Annotated in this window: 22 protein-coding genes; 16 read left to right on the top strand and 6 right to left on the bottom strand. The window is 66.0% G+C overall.

What is annotated here, in order from left to right:
* Positions 1-5: 5 nt before the first annotated feature.
* The 6 genes from V4558_11905 to V4558_11880 all read right to left on the bottom strand — a co-directional run bounded on the left by V4558_11905 (position 6) and on the right by V4558_11880 (position 7,619).
* Positions 6-1,544, bottom strand: a complete 1,539-nt coding sequence (locus V4558_11905) for a S41 family peptidase (protein MES2306208.1) — start codon at positions 1,542-1,544, stop codon at positions 6-8.
* A gap of 93 nt (positions 1,545-1,637) precedes the next feature.
* Positions 1,638-2,513 carry a BadF/BadG/BcrA/BcrD ATPase family protein gene (locus tag V4558_11900; protein MES2306207.1) on the bottom strand — a complete coding sequence of 292 codons (876 nt, stop codon included), beginning with the start codon at positions 2,511-2,513 and terminating at the stop codon, positions 1,638-1,640.
* Positions 2,510-4,042 carry a sodium:solute symporter gene (locus V4558_11895; GenBank protein MES2306206.1) on the bottom strand — a complete coding sequence of 511 codons (1,533 nt, stop codon included), beginning with the start codon at positions 4,040-4,042 and terminating at the stop codon, positions 2,510-2,512. The genes V4558_11900 and V4558_11895 overlap by 4 nt, the downstream gene beginning before the upstream one ends.
* Positions 4,043-4,071: 29 nt before the next feature.
* Entirely contained in the window at positions 4,072-4,440 is a 369-nt protein-coding gene (locus tag V4558_11890) for an iron-sulfur cluster assembly accessory protein (GenBank protein MES2306205.1), read from the bottom strand.
* A gap of 57 nt (positions 4,441-4,497) precedes the next feature.
* A complete protein-coding gene (locus V4558_11885) occupies positions 4,498-5,724 on the bottom strand; it encodes a serine hydrolase domain-containing protein (GenBank protein MES2306204.1) in 1,227 nt (408 codons plus the stop codon).
* On the bottom strand, positions 5,721-7,619 hold the full coding sequence (locus V4558_11880) for a glycoside hydrolase family 3 N-terminal domain-containing protein (protein ID MES2306203.1): 1,899 nt from the start codon (positions 7,617-7,619) through the stop codon (positions 5,721-5,723). Before V4558_11880 ends, V4558_11885 begins: the two co-directional genes overlap by 4 nt.
* 90 nt (positions 7,620-7,709) lie before the next feature.
* Here V4558_11880 and V4558_11875 point away from each other — a divergent pair, with 90 nt between their 5' ends.
* The 16 genes from V4558_11875 to V4558_11800 all read left to right on the top strand — a co-directional run bounded on the left by V4558_11875 (position 7,710) and on the right by V4558_11800 (position 21,416).
* Positions 7,710-8,852 (top strand): DUF1343 domain-containing protein, encoded by a 1,143-nt coding sequence (locus tag V4558_11875; protein ID MES2306202.1) that lies wholly within the window; start codon positions 7,710-7,712, stop codon positions 8,850-8,852.
* Complete coding sequence (locus V4558_11870; protein ID MES2306201.1) at positions 8,849-10,303, top strand: pyridoxal-dependent decarboxylase; 1,455 nt, start codon at positions 8,849-8,851, stop codon at positions 10,301-10,303. The genes V4558_11875 and V4558_11870 overlap by 4 nt, the downstream gene beginning before the upstream one ends.
* A gap of 54 nt (positions 10,304-10,357) precedes the next feature.
* Positions 10,358-11,053: a CDP-alcohol phosphatidyltransferase family protein gene (locus V4558_11865; protein MES2306200.1), complete on the top strand. Its 696-nt coding sequence runs from the start codon at positions 10,358-10,360 to the stop codon at positions 11,051-11,053.
* 11 nt (positions 11,054-11,064) lie between these two features.
* Positions 11,065-12,390 (top strand): inositol-3-phosphate synthase, encoded by a 1,326-nt coding sequence (locus tag V4558_11860; GenBank protein MES2306199.1) that lies wholly within the window; start codon positions 11,065-11,067, stop codon positions 12,388-12,390.
* A 104-nt stretch (positions 12,391-12,494) separates the two neighbouring features.
* Positions 12,495-12,785 (top strand): hypothetical protein, encoded by a 291-nt coding sequence (locus V4558_11855; GenBank protein ID MES2306198.1) that lies wholly within the window; start codon positions 12,495-12,497, stop codon positions 12,783-12,785.
* A 30-nt stretch (positions 12,786-12,815) separates the two neighbouring features.
* On the top strand, positions 12,816-13,442 hold the full coding sequence (locus V4558_11850; protein MES2306197.1) for a DUF47 family protein: 627 nt from the start codon (positions 12,816-12,818) through the stop codon (positions 13,440-13,442).
* 6 nt (positions 13,443-13,448) lie between these two features.
* Positions 13,449-14,480, top strand: a complete 1,032-nt coding sequence (locus tag V4558_11845) for an inorganic phosphate transporter (protein MES2306196.1) — start codon at positions 13,449-13,451, stop codon at positions 14,478-14,480.
* Between the two features lie 37 nt (positions 14,481-14,517).
* Entirely contained in the window at positions 14,518-15,687 is a 1,170-nt protein-coding gene (locus V4558_11840; protein MES2306195.1) for a thiamine pyrophosphate-dependent dehydrogenase E1 component subunit alpha, read from the top strand.
* A complete protein-coding gene (locus tag V4558_11835) occupies positions 15,680-16,657 on the top strand; it encodes an alpha-ketoacid dehydrogenase subunit beta (GenBank protein MES2306194.1) in 978 nt (325 codons plus the stop codon). The genes V4558_11840 and V4558_11835 overlap by 8 nt, the downstream gene beginning before the upstream one ends.
* 23 nt (positions 16,658-16,680) lie before the next feature.
* On the top strand, positions 16,681-18,087 hold the full coding sequence (locus tag V4558_11830) for a dihydrolipoamide acetyltransferase family protein (GenBank protein MES2306193.1): 1,407 nt from the start codon (positions 16,681-16,683) through the stop codon (positions 18,085-18,087).
* A gap of 1 nt (position 18,088) precedes the next feature.
* Positions 18,089-18,394, top strand: coding sequence for a hypothetical protein (locus V4558_11825; protein MES2306192.1), 306 nt, complete (start codon positions 18,089-18,091; stop codon positions 18,392-18,394).
* A 9-nt stretch (positions 18,395-18,403) separates the two neighbouring features.
* On the top strand, positions 18,404-18,676 hold the full coding sequence (locus V4558_11820) for a hypothetical protein (protein ID MES2306191.1): 273 nt from the start codon (positions 18,404-18,406) through the stop codon (positions 18,674-18,676).
* Between the two features lies 1 nt (position 18,677).
* On the top strand, positions 18,678-19,514 hold the full coding sequence (locus tag V4558_11815; protein MES2306190.1) for a PHP domain-containing protein: 837 nt from the start codon (positions 18,678-18,680) through the stop codon (positions 19,512-19,514).
* A complete protein-coding gene (locus V4558_11810; GenBank protein ID MES2306189.1) occupies positions 19,514-20,248 on the top strand; it encodes an SDR family oxidoreductase in 735 nt (244 codons plus the stop codon). The genes V4558_11815 and V4558_11810 overlap by 1 nt, the downstream gene beginning before the upstream one ends.
* A complete protein-coding gene (locus V4558_11805; protein ID MES2306188.1) occupies positions 20,245-20,988 on the top strand; it encodes a hypothetical protein in 744 nt (247 codons plus the stop codon). The genes V4558_11810 and V4558_11805 overlap by 4 nt, the downstream gene beginning before the upstream one ends.
* 74 nt (positions 20,989-21,062) lie before the next feature.
* Positions 21,063-21,416: a PadR family transcriptional regulator gene (locus V4558_11800; GenBank protein MES2306187.1), complete on the top strand. Its 354-nt coding sequence runs from the start codon at positions 21,063-21,065 to the stop codon at positions 21,414-21,416.
* The last annotated feature ends 4 nt before the right edge of the window (positions 21,417-21,420 follow it).

Here is a 21,420-nt window from a genome sequence, read left to right as displayed (position 1 = left end):
CCGGCTCAGCCCTTGATTCCGCTCGCAAGAAACTGACGCTGGGTGCTGGCGCGGTCGATCAGCTCGATTGCGGCCGTGAGCACCTTGTCGCGGCTGGCCTGACGACGGAACGCCTCACCATCGCCGAGCGCAAGCCCGGCGACCTGGCCGTCGAGAAGTCGATCCACGACGTCCCGTGCCGCATCAAACTGTTCGCGCGTCACCGGCAGCTTGGCCTTCTCGAGCCGCGCGAAGAGCGAGTCGCGCCACGCCGGCTGGATCTCGAAGCCCGAATGGATCGTCGGCTGCACACTCCGGGCGACTTCGTAAACCGCATCCTGGAACTCGATCTGCCGATTGCCGAGGGCGCGGGCGAGTTCGGTCTCGGACTTGGCGATCGAATCAGGGCGAACGAGCCGTTCCGGCGTCACTCCACCGCCGCCGATCACTTCTCGGCCGGCATCCGAACGAAAGATCGGTCGCGCGCCGACGCTATCGGATTCGATGAAGCGCTCGTCGCCCAGGCCGCCGTGGTCCGCCTGAATCGAGCGACCACTCGGCGTGTACCACTTCCCCGTCGTGAGCCGGAGCGCCCAGCCGCCAGGGAGCACGCGCTGGGTCTGGACGAGACCCTTCCCGAACGACCGGGTGCCCACCACGAGGGCACGATCGTGATCCTGCAGGCTCCCGGCGACAATTTCGGACGCCGAGGCTGTGCCGCCATCCACCAGGACGGCGATCGGTGCATCGCCGATGGTTACTACCTGTTCGGCGTTGTAGAGAATCGGAGCCTGACCGCGATGCTTGACCCGGGCGACTTCCTGACCCGGCTTGAGGAAGAGCCCGGCCATCGCGGTGGCGGCGTCGAGATCGCCACCGCCGTTACCCCGGAGGTCGAGTACATAGCGCTTGGCACCATCGCGAGCGAGCTGGTTCACCGCCGCCTGAACATCGAGTGCGGCGGTCTGGTTGAAGCGCTGGATCGGGACGTATCCGACGTGGTCGCCGAGCAGCAACGTGAACGGCACCGCGGGGATGCGGATCTCGCCGCGATGGACCACCGTGGTGCGCGACGTGGCCTCGGGGACCCGTTGATAGACCACCTTGACGTCAGTTCCCGGGGGGCCGAGGAGATAGCTGGTCACCTTGGCGACCGGGAGCCCGGAAACGTTCACCGTGTCGACCGTAAGAATTCGATCGCCCTGGCGCAGGCCGCCCTTCGCAGCCGGCGAATCGTCATACACCCGGAACAGCGTGACGTGGTCTCCCTGACTGCGGATCTGAGCGCCGATGCCGGCGTACCGATTGCCGAGCGTGTTGCGCTGGAAATCCGCGATCTCCTTCGGGGAGAGCAGGGCGGCATAGGGATCGTTCAGCTGGGCGACGAGACCACGCGCAGCACGTTCGTACAACGAGTCCAATGGCAGAGAATCGACTGCGGTCTCGGCCACGAGGCCGAGCACCTGGCCGAAGAGATCACGGGTGGCACTCCGGGATTGTGCGGAGAGCGGTACCACAAGGAGTGAAAAGAGCAGTGGGAGCGCGGCGATGCGACGGCGATTCACAGGCCAGTCCTTGAAAGATGCCAGGATGAAGAGACCAGAATGACTACCATACGTATGATGCGCGTGGGGCGTGTCAGGAACGTCAGGGGACGGTCAGCCCCGAACCGCCAGCACGACCGCTCCGCGGCAAGGGTCCACGGGTTTGCGGGATACGGCGGCGGAGTGCCGGATCTCGAGCGCCTCGGCTACCCGCTCGCGAAGACCGCGCTCGGGAGCCAGCAGCCCACCGGCCAGTGCAACCGGCAACGGTCCGGCACCGGCGGCAACAGCAATACGCACCAGCCAGTTCACCGCACTCTCGCGGAGTTCCGCCGCGACCGGGTCGCCACTGTCGGCGGCTCGCAGCACGGCGGGGGCAAGCGATGCCACCTCGGCCAGTGTGGCACGAACCGACCAGCGAATCAGTCCGGCGATACCGTTGACCTTGGCGGCGACGCAGAGGGCCTCCGCGAGGTGGGTCGTCGGCCCCAACCCGTCGTGCATCGTGCCGACGGCCTCGAGCGCGTGCGCGCCGATCCAGTGGGCCGAGCCCTGATCGCCCATGCGCCATCCCCGACCGCCGACGCGCCGTTCATTGCCATCGCTGCCACGCGCCAATGCGATGCTCCCGGTGCCCGCGATGAGCAGCACCCCTGCGCCACCCTCGAACGCGGCGGCGCGCGCGAGTTCGGCGTCGCTGGTCACGCGCACGCGCCACGCGAGACGCTGCTTCTCCAGCGCGCCCTGCAACTCAGCCTGCTCCTCGCTGCGACCGGCACCGGAGGCACCGACTACAAAGGCATCGGCTCGCACACTGCCGCCACGGAGCAGGAGCGGGCGCGCGAGCTCGGCCAGCCGTGTCGCAAGCCGATCGCCTTCACCGAGGCGCATCGGGCCACCGGGGCCTTCGGCCCGACCGCGCTCGGCATCGCCGTCGTACAGCACGACGCGCGTTGAGGTGCCACCTACGTCGGCGCCGAGCACAATCACGCGGAGACGGCCTCGCGACGGGTGAGGGAAGAGAGGTTTGCCCCGGCGAGCGTGATGAGAAGACCCATCGGTACATACCACGGCCACGCGAGCTTGCCGAGCGGTGCGAGCCACGGAACACCATGCAGTGCCAGTTGCTTGGCAAAGATGGTGACGAGCATCACGGCCATCGTGAAGCACGCGGCCCGAATGACATCGCGTCCGGCAATGCGCGGACCGGCGCCGGCGAGGAAATACACGCCCAGCGTGGCACCGTACGTCACTGAAGCAATCGACAGGGCCAGCACGACGACCGGTGTGTCGCTCGCGGTCTCCAGCAAGTGAAAGCCGAGCGCCGCGCCCATCAGCGCGACTCCCCAGATGAACGACACGATCCGACCGACGCGCAGCAGTTTGACCGGATCCTTCTCGCCGGTATAGCCGGCGTAAAGGTCGTGTGTCATCGAGGAGGCCAGCGCGTTGATTGCCGAGGAGTGCGAGCTCATTGCTGCAGCAAGAATGCCGGCGATGACCAGTCCGGCCAGGCCGACCGGCAGATGCTCGAGGATGAATGCCCCGAACAGCTTGTCGGCTGGAACATCGGCCGGCGCCAGCTGCGCGGCCCAGAGTGCCACGCCGACCAGCAGGAAGAGCGAGAACTGCAGGATGACGACGACGCCCGAGCCGACCAACGCGATTCGGGCGTCGCGCAGCGAGCGCGTCGCGAGCAGGCGCTGCACAATCAAGTGATCGGTCCCATGCGAAGCTGCGGCCAGGAGCGCACCGCCGATCAGGCCGCCGAGGAAGGTGTACGGCGTGGTCAGCGAAAAATGGAAATCGAATACCCGCAGTTTGCCGGCCGCGGAAGCGATGGCCTGAGCGTGCTCGAATCCACCCGCGAGTTTCACGGCGATGACGAGTGCCGCGATGCCTCCGGAGATGTACACCATCAGCTGGATCACGTCGGCATAGATCACCGCCTTGATGCCACCGAAGTAGGTGTAGATCAGGGTGATGGTGCCCATCGCGAGAATCGCAGCCGGAATGCTCCAGCCAGTGAGCAGGGCAAGCGGGATCGCGCCCGCGAAGACGCGAACGCCATCGCCCAGGAAGCGCGTGACCAGGAAGATCATCGAGAGGAGGCGGCGCGTGGATGTCCCGAAGCGACTCTCGAGTCGGGCGTAGGCGGTTTCCTGGTCGCCGCGGAAATATCCGGGGAGCAGCCAGAGCGCTACGCCGATCCGGCCGACCAGGTAGCCGAACGGCAACTGCAGAAAGGTGAGATCTCCGCGGGCGCCGACGCCGGGAATCGAGATAACAGTGAGCGCCGACGTTTCGGTCGCGACGATCGAGAGCAGCACGCCCCACGCCGGCAAGTCGCGGGCGCCCAGGAAATAGTCGCTCGAGGATTGCTGCCCGCGGGAGACCCAGAAGCCGATCCCCAGCGTGGCCACGAAATAGACGACGATGACGGTCAGGTCGATGGGATTCAAGAGCGCGCCGAAGTTGTCGAGTGAAGTGAAAAGGGCTCCCGTTGCGGAAGCCCTCATTCAAACTGGTGGTGGTAGTCGCTGGCCGTTCAGGCCGTAAAGCTGCTCCCGCAGCCGCACCCACCCGTCGCGTTCGGATTGTTGAACGTGAACCCGCTCCCCTGCATCGAGGAGGTGTAGTCGATCGTGACGCCGGTGAGGTACTGCGCCGAGAATGCATCAACGAAGACCCGGACGCCGTTGATCTCGGCGGTCATGTCGTCATCGGCCGGCTTGTCTTCGATGTTCAGCGAGTACTTGAAGCCGGAGCAGCCGCCGGGGAGGACCGACACGCGAAGCCCTGCCGTTTCCACCGGCACGCCTTCGGCGGCGACGAATTTTGCCACCTCGCCGGCAGCCTGATCGGTGATGTTGAGGACGAAGCCCTCAGGGAGGGCCTGGGTCGTGGTCTCGCTCATCTGGTACTCCAGCAACTGGTTAGTTACCAAAAACTTAGGGCTGGGAGGGCACCCCGGTCAATTCGAAGAACGACGCGCCGGGGAAGCGGGTTCCCGGGGCGGTTCACCGGGAAACAGCCCGCGCATCACGGCATCGGCCACTACGGCCCGGATCAGGCCGAATTTCGGGGTGTTCCTCGTCGGGTTCACCCGGTTGGTCAGGAGGACAATGACCACCTCGCGAGTGGGGTCGACCCAGATCGAGGTGCCGGTAAACCCGGTGTGTCCGAAGGACCTCGCCGACATGATCGACCCTGCGCTGCTCACCCCAGACGGGGTGTCCCAGCCCAGCCCGCGGGACGAGCCTTTGGGGTGGTCCTGCTTGATGGTCCAGGTCGCGAATTCACGGGGAGGCGTCGGGTCATTGGGGAGCGAGCGGCCGAGGGAACCGGCCAGTGCCCATTCACCGAAGCGGAGCAGATCCTCGGCCGAGGCGAAGAGGCCGGCGTGACCCGAGACACCTCCAAGCCGGCCAGCGTTCTCGTCGTGGACTTCGCCACGGAGGATCCGGCCGCGCCAGGGATCGTTCTCGGTCGGTGCGATCTCGCGCCGCCACCCCTTGGGCGGGAGGTATCGCATCCGCCCGAGGCCGAGGGGTTTGCTGACTCGCTCGGCGAAGAGTTGGTCGATGCGACGGTGGTACAGCTTTTCGAGGATCGTGGTGAGCGTGATGGCACCGAGATCGGAGTAGACCATCTCGGTTCCTGGCGGCGTCACCAGATCGCTCGTGATGGTGCGCAGGATGGCACCCTTCCGGACGAAAGTTTCCTTCCACAGCGGACGGTGTGCCGGGAGGCCACTGTCGTGAAGGAGCAGGTCGCGCACCGTGACGTGGCCCTTGTCGCCGGTACCGCGCGCGAAGTCGGGGAGATAGTTCACGACCGGCGTATCGAGATCGAGCCTCCCTTCCTCGACCGCTTCCATCGCGATCGTTGTGAGCACAATCACTTTCGTGAGTGACGCCATGTCGTAGAGCGTCGAGCCGGACGGTCTGCTGTCATCACCGACGCCCAGCTTGCCGCTGCCGTAGACGAAGCGCTCGCCCTTGATCGAAACCGCGAGCACTGCACCTGGGGTCGCGCCTGCGGCGATCGCTGAATCGAGCACCCGTTGAGCACCCGCGAGTCGCGAGGTCAGCGATGCCGAGGTCGGGAGTGGAGCGGTGTGCGGTGGCTGGGAGGCGCAGGCGCCGAGCACGAGCGCCGCCACACATCCGACCGCGGTGGCCGTCGAGAGTCGCATCATTCCGGGAGGTCGCCGTTATTCTGGCGCGGGCGGACCGGTTCGCGTCGGAGATCGTCGTATGGTGAGAACGGGACGCCAGGGATCAAACGAAATCGACTCGGAACGGGTTCGTCGGGCGGAAGGTTGGTTCCCGGCCGTTGCAGACCGCTGTGAATCGGAAAGAGCGGCGGAATGGGCGTCGGCGTGGTGCCGGTGATGCCGATCCTCTTCGTGAGCGCCATGCCGACCGCAGTTTCCGCGACCACTGAATTGGTCCACGCGATCAGGTAGCTCCCCGCCATCGGCACCTGACTGATGATGTACGGCGACCCGAACGAAATCAGCAGCGTCCGCTTGCGCGACGCCAGATCGGCGAGCAGCGCAGCAGTGGTCGGGTTCAATCCGACCGTGCCCTTGTACGAACCCCAGCGCACCGCCGTCGCGAGCACGGTGGTATTTGCAGCAGCGATGGCAGCCGTCGCACGCTCGAGATCCTTCGGTGATGGTTCGGTCGGGATCGTCACCGTCGTCACAGTGTGCCCGCCCTTCCGCATCTCGGCTGCGAGCGCAGTGCCAAGGGTCGTGCTGCCGTCCGCCACGGTGATCAGTGCCACCTTGTCGGGGCGGGCGCGCAGCGAATCGACTGTGCCGAGTGAATCCTTGAGCAGGACGAGCGAGCGCTCGGTGACATCGCGCGCGATATCGCGAAACTGTCCGCGGGCGACAAGGTCGGGGACGCGGGCGAGGTCGACTTCGCGCTGCTGGAAGAGTCCCATCTGCTGCTTGAACTCGAGCACCTTGCGCACCGAGAAGTCGAGTCGCGCCACCGAAATGCGTCCGCTCTGGACGGCAGCCGTCATCGCGGCAATGGCATCGGCTGGGTTGGCCGGCATCAGCAGCAGGTCGCTCCCGGCTTCGAAGGCACGGATGACCGCCTCGCTGGGCGAGATCTCCTTGGCGATGGCGCCCATGTCGAGGGCATCGGTGGTCACGAGCCCCTTGAAGTGCAGCGAGTCGCGGAGAATGCCGGTGAGGACTGCTGGCGAGAGGGTGCCTGGCCGCGACGCGCCGTTGTCGAGCCCCGGCACGGCGATGTGTGCTGACATCACGGCATCAACGTTGGCAGCGACGGCGGCGCGGAACGGTACCAGCTCGAGCGTGTCGAAGCGTGCCCAGGGAGCGGTGATGGTCGGTAGCGACAGATGCGAATCGGTGTCGGTGTCGCCGTGCCCGGGGAAGTGCTTGGCGGTCGAGAGGATCCCGCCATCGCGCATCCCGCGGATGGTGGCAGCCACCAGCGCCCCGACTTCCTTCGGGTCGGCGCCAAAGGAGCGGGTGTTGATGATCGGGTTGTTGGGATTGCTGTTGATGTCGGCGACGGGTGCGAAGGCAAGATGTACCCCGACCGCGCGTCCTTCGATCGCGGTGATCCGCCCCATCTGATAGGCGTCATCCACATTTCCGGTCGCGCCGACGCCCATCTGGGTGGGGAAGGCGGTGCCCGCCGCCATCCGCATCACGGTGCCGCCTTCGAAGTCGGCGGCGATGAGGAGGGGGAGTGGCGCGCGCCGCTGCAGTGCATTCAGCTTCGCGGCGATATCATACGGGGTGCCGGTGGAGATGATGATGCCACCGACCTCCAGCGAGTCCACCCACATCTGCGCTCGGCGCATCGTGGGGTCGTCGCTCGGGACGTAGTCGCCGAGGAGCCACGGCATCACCAGCTGGGCGACCTTCTGGCGCACGGTCAGCGAGCCGAGCAACGAGGCGATGGTATCGCGACCGGCGGGTCGCACCACGACGGGCTGACGGTCGGGGACGACCGGAATCGGGGTGGGTCGTGGCCCCGAGGCCGGGGCGCACGAGACGAGGGCCAGGATTACCAGCGAGCGACGGGAGATCGAATGCAGAGTCACAGTCGGTTCGTGTGCAGAGGGTGGTTGATCGCGCTGGTGCTTCCGGCGTGTACACCATCGGCGCCCTTGGCGCAGACAGTGTCGCCGCGGGTGTCAGTACGGCCCGGGCTCGAAGTCCTGCTCGCCGATTCGATGGCGATGGTGACGGGCAAACGGATTGGCCTGGTCACCAACATGGCCGCCGTGGACTCGCGGGGCGTCGGGGTCATCCCGCGATTGAGGCAGGCGGGGGTCAGACTCGTTGCCCTCTTCGGGCCGGAGCACGGACTCAGTGCCAGTGCCGCTCCGGGCGAGCAGGTGGCCTCCACCGTCGACAGTGCCAGCAACATTCCAATCTACTCACTCTATGGGGCCACCGCCGCGCCCACGCCGGAGATGTTGCGGGGGATCGATCTCCTGCTGATCGACCTTCCTGATGTCGGCGCACGCTACTACACCTATCCTGCGACTGCCGTGCATGTGATGCAGTCGGCGGCCAAGGCAGGTATCCCGGTCGTGATCCTCGATCGCCCCAATCCGATCGGCGGGGCAATGCAGGGCAACATCCTCGACATGGCGTACACGTCGATGGTCGGTCGTCTGGCCGTTCCGATGCGGCACGGGCTCACGATTGGCGAAGAGTCGCGACTGGCGCGCGCAGATCTCGGCATTGCGGTTGACCTCCGGGTAATCCCGGTGAGCGGCTGGCACCGCGACGTGACCTTCGGCGAGACGGGACTGCCTTTCCGGGCGCCGAGCCCGAACCTGACGGACCTCGAATCGCTCTTCCACTATCCCGGCAGCTGCCTCTTCGAAGGGACGGCGCTGTCGGTCGGGCGGGGAACCGATGCTGCGTTCAGTCAGATCGGGGCGCCGTGGCTCGATACCACCGCCGTACTCGCCCGCATTCGCGCGGCGCATCTGCCTGGGGTCGCCTTTCGTGGCGTGCGTTTCACGCCGCACAACCCCGGCGACAAGAAGTTCGCCGACACGACGGTGGCTGGCATTCGCTGGGTGATGACAGATGCCAAGGTCTACGACCCGACCCGTACTGCGGTGCATTTACTCGCCGTGATCGGGGATGTTCATCCTGACAAGATCCGGATTGGCGGGTCCTTCGACCGGCTCGCGGGCGGAGCTGCGTTGCGCACGGCGCTGGTCCGTGGTGACTCGCCGGCGTCGATCGTGGCGACCTGGTTGCCGGGAGAAGCGGCCTATCGCGAACGGGTGCAGCCGTTCCTGTTGTACCGATGATGAATCCCGCGCTTCGCGAGGCATCCCGGTTCCGCAATCCGGAACAATTCCGCGACGACGGCCGCCTCGTCGTCGAGTGGGTCGCCAACTACCTCGCGTCGGCGGGGAGCGTCGCGGTGCAGCCGGATGTGGCGCCGGGGGATACGCTGGCCCGTCTGCCACGCAGTTGGCCGACGGAGCCCGGCAGCATCGCCGAGCTGCTGGGCGAACTCGATCGCGACATCATGCCGGGGATGACCCACTGGGGCGATCCTTCCTTCTTCGGCTATTTCCCCTGTACGAACTCCTCGGCCGGGATGCTCGCCGACCTGCTCGTGAGTGCCACCAACGTCAGCACGATGAAGTGGAGCACGTCACCAGCGGCCACCGAACTCGAGCAGCGGGTGCTGCGTTGGCTCGGCGATGCCATCGGACTCGACGACTCCTGGTCCGGCGTCATCACGGAAGGCGGATCGATCTCCACCATCATCGCCCTCGCGGCGGCCCGAGATCGTGCTACCTCGGGGGAAGCGCGTCGCCGCGGCATCAGCGGAACGACGCTGCGGATGTACACCTCGGACCAGGTGCATTCATCGGTCGACAAGGCGATCATCACGCTGGGCATCGGCGAGTCGAACCTGGTAAAGCTCGCCACGGATGGCGCCTTCTCGATGCGGCCCGAAGCACTGCGCGTCGCGATCGCGGCAGATCGTGCAGCAGGGCTCGCTCCCGCGGCCGTCATCGCGACCATTGGCACGACCAGCACAACGAGTGTCGACCCCATCGCAGCGATCGCGACCATCTGCCGTGAGGAAGGGCTCTGGCTGCACGTCGACGCCGCGTACGGTGGCAACGCGGCCCTGCTGCCGGAATTGCGCGCGCACTTCGTCGGCATGGAGCTGGCCGATTCCGTCGTGCTGGATCCGCACAAGTGGCTGATGACGCCACTGGAGCTCTCCTGTCTCTACTTTCGAGACCACAACGAAGTGCGGCAGTCTTTGTCGGTCACCCCGGCGTATCTCGCCAGTCACGGCGAGGATGCCCCCACCGACTTCATGGACTACTCCCTGCAGCTGGGAAGAAGTTTCCGTGCGCTCAAACTCTGGGTGGTGATGCGGCACCACGGCCGAGCCGCCCTCGAAGCGACGATTCGCCACAGTTGCGCCCTCGCCCGCGAGTTCGCCGGGTGGGTCGGCGAGGCGGCAGATTGGGAGATCCCGCTCGCACCGCCGTTCGCGACCCTCTGCTTCCGCTACGCGCCTCCCTCGCTTGAGCTGGCGGCCGCGAATGAGGTCAATCTCGGGATTCAGGACGCGATCAACCGGAGCGGACTCGCCTTCGTTTCGAGGACCATCCTCCGCGGGCGGCTCTACCTGCGGGTCGCCATCGGCCATCCTGATACATCGAGCGATGATCTGGCCCGCCTCTGGGCCGAAATCCAGCGGCTGGTCCTTGCACCGCGGCCCCAGTAGGACGCTCCGACTCCACTGGAGCGCGTTGCTCGGAACCCCTCCGACCGTTACGTTTTGGGCCTTCTCCGCCGCCTGCAACAGGCGGCGGACCCGTTCGGACGACTTGGCAGGGGGCACGTGGCAGAGCTGGTTCCGGAGTCGGTCAAGCGGGTGTACCTGAGCGGCATGGACCCCGTGGTGCGGGGGCTGCTGCAGCTCGGCGTCACTCCCAATACGCTGACGACCATCGGTGCCATCGTCATCCTCGCCTCCGCGGTTGCCTACGGCGTCGGCTCGATCCGGCTTGGGGGCGTGTTGCTCCTGCTGAGCGGCATGGTCGATACCCTCGACGGTCAGGTGGCGCGAGCCAGTGCCCAGACCACCAAGTTCGGTGCGTTCTACGATTCGACGCTCGACCGTGTCGGCGACGGTGCAACCTTCATCGGGATCGCGGCCTACCTGGCGGAAGCGCCCGATGTCCAGTGGCGTGAGCTGGCTGTCATTGCGTGCATGCTGGGGATTCTCTCGACGTCGCTGGTGTCGTACATGCGGGCCCGCGCCGAAGGCCTCGGCCTGAGCGGCAAGGTCGGCATGGTCCAGCGCGCTGAGCGGATCATCGGGCTCGGACTCACGACGGCAATTCTTGGTGCAGGAGCAGGGGGAGTGGTGCTGACGGCCATCGTGGTCGTGCTCACCGTGTTGTCGTTCATCACCGTTGGCCAGCGGTTCGCCCACGTCCGTCGGGAAGCCGCCGCAGTCGACGTCAAGTAGAGGGGTACTCCGTGGCAGACTCGAAGTCCCGGCCCGTTGCGCCGGCAGATGGCAAGCTTGGTGTTCTCTGTGTCGGTCTCGGCGCGGTCGCGTCGACCTTCATCGCCGGTGTCGAGCTCACGCGCCGGGGCCTGTCCCAGCCGTATGGTTCGCTCACCCAGCTGGCAACCATTCGTCTGGGCAAGCGTACCGAGGGCCGGACGCCGCTGATCAAGGACTTCGTGCCGATCACGCCGCTCTCCGATATCGTCTTCGGCGCCTGGGATCCGGTGCCGGACAATGCCTACGAGTCGTGCCTGCATTGCGGCGTGTTCGACAAGCATGAGCACGTCTTCCCGATCAAGGATTTCCTCGAGACGATCAAGCCGATGCCGGCGGTGTTCGACCAGCACTACGTCAAGCGCCTCGTCGGCACGAACGTGAAGAAGGGGAAGACCAAGCGCGAACTCGCCGAGCAGTTGCGCCAGGATATCCGCGACTTCAAGGCGAAGTCCGGCGTCGCGCGCTGCGTGATGGTCTGGTGTGCCTCGACCGAGATCTTCATCGTCCCGGGGCCCCAGCACGAGACGCTGGAGAGCTTCGAAGCGGCGATGGATGCCAACGATGTGACGATCGCGCCTTCGATGCTCTACGCCTATGCCTCGATCATGGAAGGGGTTCCGTTCGCGAACGGTGCGCCGAACCTCTCCTGCGATATTCCCGCCCTGGAGAAGCTGTCGCGGGACAAGGGTGTGGCGATCGGCGGCAAGGACTTCAAGACCGGCCAGACGATGCTCAAGACCGTGCTCGCGCCGATGTTCAAGGCGCGCATGCTCGGGGTTGCCGGCTGGTACTCGACGAACATTCTCGGCAATCGTGACGGTGAAGTCCTCGACGATCCGGAGTCCTTCAAGACCAAGGAAGAGTCGAAGCTCGGCGTGCTGGAGTTCATCCTGCAGCCGCAGCTCTATCCCGACCTCTACGCCAAGATGTATCACAAGGTGCGGATCAACTATTACCCGCCCCGCGGTGACAACAAGGAAGGCTGGGACAACATCGACATCTTCGGGTGGTGCGGCTACCCGATGCAGATCAAGGTTGACTTCCTCTGCCGCGACTCGATCCTCGCGGCCCCGCTGGTGCTCGATCTGGCGCTCTTCTTCGACCTTTCCCAGCGGGCCGGGATGTCGGGGATCCAGGAGTGGCTCTCGTTCTACTTCAAGAGCCCCCAGACCGCGCCCGGGCTCTACCCGGAGCACGATCTCTTCATCCAGCAGACCAAGCTGAAGAACACGCTGCGCTGGATGATGGGTGAAGAAATGATCACGCATCTCGGGCAGGACTACTCCCAGGACTAGTCCCTCGCGGACCGGTGAAGTCAGGAACGCAGGCGGGTGCAACGAGGTCGCTGCACCCGTTTTGCTTGCCGAGTGGCGCTTCGACCGGTAGCTTTTGCACTCGCATGCAATACTTCCATCGAACGCACATCTCGCCCGACGCGGTGGTCGCTGCCGCCACGGGCTTCTTCGGCGCGCATCTCACGCCCGCCGAGGAGTCGCCTCGCCGCCTGGGCTTCAAAGGCGCCCTCGGGAGCGTCACCGTCTCGGTCCGGGCGGAAGGCGGCCACTACACCCTGATCACCGTGGCCACCGATCAGCCCGGTGAGAGTGAACTGGACCGCCTTGCCAAGCGCTTTCTTGGCGAAGTGCATCGACTGGCTGACCCCGCGCACACGTTGCGCGGGGCCTACTGACGACCCACCGACCCCACCCGGCGCCTCGACATGGCACTTCATCTGCTTCCACGCGACGAAAAATTCTTCGACCTCTTCACCCAGCTTGCCACCAAGTCGGTCGAGGCCTCTCGCCACCTGATGGAGCTCTTCACGCGTCGGGACGAAGAGCGCTGGGAGCTGGTCGAGATCATCAAGGGGCTCGAGCACGAGGCCGATGGGATCACCCACAGCATCGTGACGCGCCTCGATCGGTCGTTCATCACCCCGTTCGACCGCGAGGACATTCACGAGCTGGCCTCGCGGCTCGACGACATCATCGACCGGATCGATGGCACGGCGCGCCGCGCCAAGATCTTCCACATCGCCGACGTGCCCCAGGGCGCGCTGCTCCTCGCCGAGGTGGTCCACCGGATGTCGGTGGAAGTGGTGGCCGCCGTGCGGACGCTCGAGAAGGGACCGGCCGCGATCACGCTGCAGTCGTGCCGCGAGATCAAGCGCCTGGAAGAAGAGGGCGACGGCATCTACCACCAGTGGCTGGCGAAACTCTTCAGCGAGCGCACCGACCCGATCGAAGTGATCAAGTGGAAGGAACTGTACGACACGCTCGAGAAGACACTCGATAGCGCGGAAGATGCCGCGAACGTGATCGAGTCGGTCACCATCAAGCACGGCTGACGCGCGATGGACAGCTCGATCGGTTTTGTGCTCCTGGTGGTCGTCGTCGCGCTGATCTTCGACTTCATCAACGGTTTCCACGACAGCGCGAATTCAATTGCCACGGTGGTCGCCACGCGCGTCCTGACGCCGGGCATCGCGGTGCTCTTCGCAGCGGCCTGCAATTTCATCGCGGCGTTCGTGGTTGGGACGGCGGTCGCGAAGACGGTCTCAAAGGGCCTCATCGACCCGAGCATCGTGACCCCGACGCTGCTCCTGGCTGCCCTCCTCGGCGCGATCACCTGGAACCTGATCACCTGGTGGCTGGGGCTCCCCAGCTCGTCGTCTCACGCCCTCCTGGGTGGCTTCGCTGGCGCCGCCGTCGCCAAGGCGGGGACGGGGGCGATCATCTGGTCCGGCTGGGTCAAGCCGCTCATCGGGATCGTGGTGTCGCCGCTGCTCGGCATGGTGCTCGGGATGTTGCTCTCGATCACGCTGTCGTGGACGCTCTGGAAGCGGGACGCCCGGACGCTCGAGGGATTCTTCCGCAAGGCGCAGCTGGTGAGTGCCGGCGCCTATTCGCTCGCCCACGGCTCCAATGACGCCCAGAAGACGATGGGCATCATCGTCGGACTGCTGGTGTCGGCGCAGGCGCTCTTCGTGGGGCAGACGGGCCTCATGGCGCATTTCCACCTGCTCAATGCCGACCACGTCCCGTTCTGGGTCGAGATGGCGTCCTATTCGGCGATCGCGGCTGGCACCGCCATGGGCGGCTGGCGCATCATCAAGACCATGGGGACCGGCATCACCAAGCTGAAGCCGTTCGGTGGATTCTGCGCCGAGACGGGCGGAGCGATTACCGTGCTCTTCGCCTCGCACCTCGGAGTCCCCGTGAGCACGACGCACACGATCACCGGCGCCATTGTCGGTGTTGGCGCCTCCAAGCGGATGGGGGCGGTGCGGTGGGGCGTCGCCGGCCGGATCGTCTGGGCCTGGTTCCTGACCATTCCGGCGAGCGCGATGGTGGCTGCGGTGATCTTCTGGCTTTTCCCAGGGTAGGTTCACCCGGAGTAGCGATCGGAACCACCTTCTCCGCTTGACCGAGGTCGCTGTCGGGTCGAAGTTTCCGCGCTTCCTGACCCGCACCCGAGGCGACGCCCACGGCATGGCAGTTCCCGGTACAACTTCGCCCACGGCGATCCCCAGCGGACTCTCCCGCGATCAGCTGCTCGATCTCTACCGGTGGATGCGGCTGACCCGCACCCTCGAAGAGCGACTCGTTGCCCTCTATCGCCAGACCAAGGTGGTCGGCGGACTCTTCCGGTCCCTTGGCCAGGAAGGGTGCGCGGTGGGCAGTGCCTTTGCGCTCGAGCGGCGCGACGTGCTCTCGCCCCTGATCCGCAATCTCGGATCGATGCTGGTGAAGGGCGCCGAGCCATTGGAAATCCTCCGGCAATACATGGCGAAGGGCGACTCCCCGACTCGCGGGCGCGAACTCAACATCCATTTCGGCGACGTCGTCGATCGCAACTTCGTGGGGCAGATCTCCCACCTCGGCGATATGGTCCCGGTGATGGCGGGCGTGACGCTCACCTTCCGGATGCGCGGTGAAGACCGCGTCGGACTGGTCTACGTTGGCGATGGGGCGACCAGCACCGGCGCCTTCCACGAGGGAATCAACTTCGCAGCGGTACAGCGCTGCCCCCTCGTGGTCGTCGTCGAGAACAACGGCTACGCCTACAGCACGCCGACCTTCCGGCAAACGGCAGCGGCGCAGTTTGTTGACAAGGCGATCGGCTATGGCATTCCGGGTGTCCGCGCGGACGGCAACGATGTCCTCGAAGCGTACCGGGTCACCAAGGAAGCGGTTGATCGTGCTCGCAGTGGCGGTGGCGTCACGCTCATCGAGCTGCTGACCTATCGACGGAAGGGGCATGCCGAACACGACAACCAGAGCTACATCGCGCCGGGTGAAATCGAGCACTGGGCCGAGCACAACGATCCGATCGATCGCTACGTCACCCGACTGACGCAGGAGTTCGGGTTCACCGCGGAAGAGCTCGCCCGGGTCGACGACGTGGTGCGGGCGGACGTTGACGCGGCGACCGATCTGGCGGAGCAATCGCCTCCGTGCGACGGCCCCGACGCCTTGGTCGGCGTGTATGCCAACCCGGCCACGATGCCGGCGCTCTGGTATCGCGAAGGAATCTCCAGCGCGGTGAATGAGCACGAGCGCCCCGCAAGCTGGGGGACGCACCATGTCTGAGATCACCTTTCTCGAGGCCATCCGCGAGGGGATCAGCGAGGAGATGGAGCGCGATCCCGCCGTCTTCTGCCTGGGCGAGGATATCGGCGGCTTTGGCGGGGCCTTCAAGGTCACCGAAGGGTTGCAGGCGAAGTACGGCGAGCAGCGGGTGATCGACACCCCGATTGCCGAGGCGGGCATCATAGGGGCTGCTGCGGGCGCCGCGCACTATGGCATGCGCCCGATCGTGGAGATGCAGTTCATCGACTTCATCTCCTGCGGCTACGACATGCTGACGAATTACGTCGCCACCGCCCGCTATCGGGCCTTCCTGCCGTGCCCGATCGTGGTGCGGGGGCCATCGGGAGGGTACGTTCGCGGGGGGCCATTTCACTCCCAGAATCCCGAGGCGGCCTTTCTGCACACGCCGGGGCTGAAGATTGCCTATCCGGCAACGGCGGAAGATGCCAAGGGGATGATCAAGGCTGCGATTCGCGACGATGATCCGGTGCTCTTTTTCGAGCACAAGTACCTCTATCGGCGCATCAAGGGTACCATGCCTGCTGGTGATGTGGTTGTGCCGCTCGGAACGGCGCGGGTGGCCCGCGAAGGGAAGGACCTGTCGATCATCACCTACGCCGCGACAGTGTGGAAAGCCCTCGAAGCGGCCGAGGTGCTCGAGCGGGAAGACGGCCTCTCGGTCGAAGTGATCGACTTGCGGTCGCTCCTGCCGATGGATGACGCGGCGATCGTGGCCACGGTGAAGAAGACCAACCGTGTGCTGGTGGTTCACGAGGACACCGTCACCGGCGGGATTGCCGGCGAGATCACGGCGCGGATCAACGAGCTCTGCTTTGAGTGGCTCGACGCGCCGGTCCGGCGAGTGGCGGCACACGACGTGCCGCTGCCCTATGCTCCACCGCTGGAGGACTTTGTCCTTCCGCAGACATCCGATATCGTGCGCGCGAGTCGTTGGCTCGCCGCTTACTAGACCAGCTTTACCGAGGAGTCGGGATGGCACGCATCGACGTCATCATGCCGCAGATGGGCGAGTCGATTACCGAAGGGACGATGTCGCGCTGGATGAAGCAGATTGGCGACACGGTCAAGCGGGACGAACCCATCTTCGAAATTTCCACCGACAAGGTGGATGCGGAGATTCCGGCCCCCACTGCGGGCACACTCGCCGAGATCCTGGTGAAAGACGGCGAAACCGTCGCGGTCGGCACCATCGTGGCGCGGATCGAGACGGAAGCCGGAGCTGCCGTGGCAGCTCCGGCTTCCGCCCCGAGCGCAAGCGCGGGGCCTCCACCTGCGGCACCCGCGCCTGCGCCGGCACCGACGCCACCACCCGCCGCTCCCGTGGCCGCTCCAGCCCCGCCGCCAGCTGGGGCGCCTGTCGTCGCGCCGGCGCCGCATATGGGTGATGAATCGGCGGAAGAGCGCCTCAAGCGGAAGTCGACCCCGCTCGTTCGCAAGATGGTGGAAGAGCATGGTCTTGATCTCGGCGCAATTCCCGGCACCGGTTCAGCGGGTCGTGTCACGAAATCCGACGTGCTGAGCTTCATCGAAGCGGCGCCAACCGCAGGGGCGCCGGCAGGGGCGCCGGTAGGGGCGCAGCTTGCTGCGCCCACCGCTGCGCCCGTACAGCCGAGCGCCCCCCCGACGCAGGCGTCGCCCACCGTGATCCCCGCCGGCGCGCTGACGCCCGCCTGGGAAGGCGACCGCGTCGAGCCATGGACCCGGATTCGCAAGCTGACCGCCGACCACATGGTCCTCTCACGTCGCGTCTCCGCGCACGTGAACTCGCTCATGGAAATCGACTACACTCACGTCGCCGGCATCCGCAAGCGCCAGAAGGCTGCCTTCGCCGAGCGCGGCGTGAACCTGACCTATCTCGCCTTCATCGTGAAGGCGATCGCCGATAATCTGCGGAAGCATCCGGTCGTGAATGCGGCGGTGTCGGGCGACAACACGATCTACCGCCGCGACATCAATCTCGGGATCGCGGTCGCGCTCGACTGGGGGCTCATCGTCCCCGTCATCAAGCATGCCGATGAACTCTCGCTGCTCGGCATTGCGCGCAGTATCCAGGATCTCGCCGAACGCGCACGCACCAAGAAACTGGCGCCAGAAGATGTCCAGAAGGGCACCTTCACGATCACGAATCCGGGTGGTTTCGGTACCTTCGTCGGGACGCCGATCATCAATCAGCCCCAGGTCGCGATTCTCGCTGTCGGCTCGATCGAGAAGCGTCCGTCGGTGATCACGCTGCCCGATGGCAGTGACGCACTCGGCGTGCGCACCAAGGGGATGTTCTGCATGGCGTACGATCACCGGGTCGTGGACGGTGCCGACGCCGATCGCTTCCTGGCCGATGTCCGGCACACGCTGCACACCTTCCCGGAAGAGCAGGGCTGACGTGTCACGCGTGCTGACGATCCGTCGGGTGACGGTGCCGTCGGCGCGCAGCGAGGAATACCAGACGCTGGTGGCAGCACTCGCCACCAGACTCGCCCTGCGGCAGCAGCACCTCTGGCTGTTCCGGCTGCGCGGCGAGCCCGGAACCTGGATCGAATTTGTTGAAGGCGCGAGCGATCGACACCATCGTGCTGTTGGCCCGGCCGATGCCGAGGACGCCGCGCTCGAGGCAGCGCTCGTTGCCCTCGCGCCAGGCAGTACGGCCGCGCCGGAGATCTGGGAGGAAATGCGTCTCCCGCACACCTGAGGAGGGTGAATGGCTCGCAAGGTGCTTGATGCCCACGGCGCGACCTGGGAGGTCACCCCATCGGGGCGGCACACCCAGTATGGCAGTGACGAACTCTCGCTGGAGTTCCGCTGCACGATGGGCGGCGTTCCGGAGAAGCGCTTCGCCCGCTTTTCTCCGCAGGGAGCCAAGTCCGCCGAAATGGCGCTCGAAGAGATTTCGGATCGCGCTCTCGTGACGTTGCTTGGCACTGCGCAGCCCGCCTGGACCTCGCCCGACGCGGGCTACGGCCTCCCAGCGTGACGTGATCGACCTCCACTGTCACTCCACGGCGTCCGACGGGTTGCTCCTTCCCGCCGACGTGGTGCGCACCGCCGCCGAGACAGGGCTCACCGCCATCGCGCTCACGGATCACGATACGACGGCCGGGCTTCCTGAAGCGCAGGCGACGGGAGTGTCGCTCGGCGTGCGCGTCATCGGCGGCTGCGAATTTTCCGTTGGAGTGGAATGGGGCGAGATGCACTTGCTCGGCTATTTCATCCCGCACAACAATCCCGGTATCGAGGCGTTTCTAGCCCACGCCCGCTCCGACCGCGATCGGCGTGGGCACGAGATGGTGTCGCGGCTGGTCGGCCTCGGACTCCGCATCAGCTTCGAGGATGTCGCCCGCGAAGCAGGCGGCGGCGCGATCGGTCGACCGCATGTGGCTCGGGCACTGAAGAGCGCCGGTCACGTCCGGACAGTGCAGCAGGCCTTCGACAAGTACATCGGTCGAGGCCGGCCCGCCTACGTCGACAAGCTGCTTCCCACCCTGCGGGAAGTGGCCGAGCTGGTGCATGCGCGTGGCGGGATTGTCTCGGCGGCGCACCTGAAGTCGTTCGGCACACTCGCCAACATCACCGCGTTGCAGCTTGATGGGCTGGATGCGGTCGAGACGCGGCACCCGAGTCACGACGGCGAAACCGTCGCCAACATCACCGACATTGCGGTCCGACTCGGGCTCGGCCGGACCGGTGGCTCCGACTGGCACGGAGAGATCGATACCGTCGGAACGCATGCGCGGCTCGGATCCCAGGAGGTTCCCGACTCGTGGCTCGATGATCTTGAAGCGCGTCGACCCGCCGCGACGGTGCCGCACTGATGCAGCTCGGCGGCCGAGTGGCGCTGGTGACCGGTGGGGCACGGCGCATGGGTCGCGCCTTTGCCGAGGCCCTCGCCGGTCGCGGGATGCGACTCGCCATTCACCATGGCGCGTCGGCCACGGAGGCCGAGGCGGTCGTCGCCTCGCTTCAAGCCGCCGGTCACGATGCCGCAGCGTTCGGCGCCGATCTGCGTGACGTCGCCCAGGCGATCGCGCTGCCGGCACGGGTCGCGGCACACTTCGGCCACCTCGATGTCCTGGTCAACTCCGCCGCGGTGATGGAGCGGATTCCCGTTGCCGAGACGACGCCACAGCAGTGGGACGACATCCTCGCGCTCAACCTCCGGGCACCGTTCTTTCTCGCGCAACAGGCCGCTCCGTTTCTCGCGAAGGGGGGCGGCAAGATCGTGAACATCGCCGACCTGGGCGGGCTCGAGCCGTGGGGCAACTACCCGGCCCACTCGATCAGCAAGGCTGGTGTGGTGATGCTGACCAAGGTGCTCGCAGTGGCGCTCGCTCCCGAAATCACCGTGAATGCCATTGCCCCCGGTACGGTCCTGGTGCCCGAGGACTACGACGACGCGCGCCGCGCCTTCCTGAGCGAGACGACGCCCCTCCAGCGCCTTGGCGCTCCTGACGATGCCGTGCAGGCGCTGCTCTACCTGCTCGAGCATGGCGACTTCGTCACTGGCGAGACCCTGGTCGTCGACGGCGGTCGGTTGCTGCGGCGATGATCACCCTGGGTGATGTCGCCATCATGGGCGGCGGCTGCTACGGGACGTTTTATCTCAATCAGCTCGAACGTGCACGGGACAAGGGAGCGGTCGATTATCACCGCCTGCTGGTGGTCGATCATGACCCGGCGTCCCGCGCGGCGTTACTGCCGCCCGATCCGCAGCGAATGCTTGTGGTACGCGACTGGAACGCATTCCTCGACGAATGGCTGGTGTCCGGGGAGCGTGACGGCGGCGGACGCAGCGACACCGTCGTGCCCACGCCACTGATGCCGCACCTGCTCGCCGACTGGCTCGAACGCCAGGCCCGCGCTCGCTGGCCATCGCGGACGGTCGAACGTGTGCGCCCGGAGCAGCCGATGGGAACGCCGTACGATCGATTGCACACCGACGGCGTCCGCTACGTCTCGCACGCCGACTGGATCTGCCCGGTGCATTGCATCGAGCCACTGGTATGTCCGGCCATCAAGGCGCCACGCACCTGGGAGATGGGGGAAAGCGTTGGCGAGTGGACGCAGCTCCTCGGCAGGTCGCACCCTACTGCCGCCACGCCGGCACTTTTCACCTGCCGTCATGCCGTCTACGGCGTCGGAATGTTTCCCGCACGTCTGGCGTTCGAAGGCGTCGATTCCCTGACGACGGTGGCCGATACGCCGACCGGAGGTGACCTGGTGATCGGGTCCATTTCCGCGTGTCACGGAGCAGTCGCCGTGCTGCGGGTCGGACCGGCAGCGGGGTAGTGCGCGGCCAGCGAGCTTGACGCCTCCTCTGGATCGCCGTATCCTCTCCCCTTAGCACTCACGGGGAGCATGCTGTGCCCAAGCCACCAGAAACGGTTGTTCCCCTCCTCAAGGGGACCCTCGACTTCCTGATTCTCAAGACCCTCTCCTTCGGACCAATGCACGGCTACGGCATTTCGACGTGGCTGGAGCAGCAGTCGCGAAGCGAGATCGCGGTGGACGACAGCGCCCTCTACCAGTCGCTGCAACGCATGGAAGGTCGCGGCTGGGTGACGGCGGAATGGGGTGTCACCGAGAACAATCGTCGCGCCCGCTATTACACGATATCGCGCCATGGCCGCGATCACCTGCGAGTGGAGACCGCGACCTGGCTGCGTTACACCCGGTCGGTTACCGCCATCCTCTCCCTCACTGCTCGTGAAGCGTGAGCGA

It is taken from the genome of Gemmatimonadota bacterium, assembly GCA_040388535.1.
In the GTDB taxonomy this organism is placed as follows: Bacteria; Gemmatimonadota; Gemmatimonadetes; order Gemmatimonadales; family GWC2-71-9; genus Palsa-1233.
The sequence above is the reverse complement of the archived record's forward strand: the minus strand, read 5'-3'. Positions and strand labels throughout refer to the sequence as shown.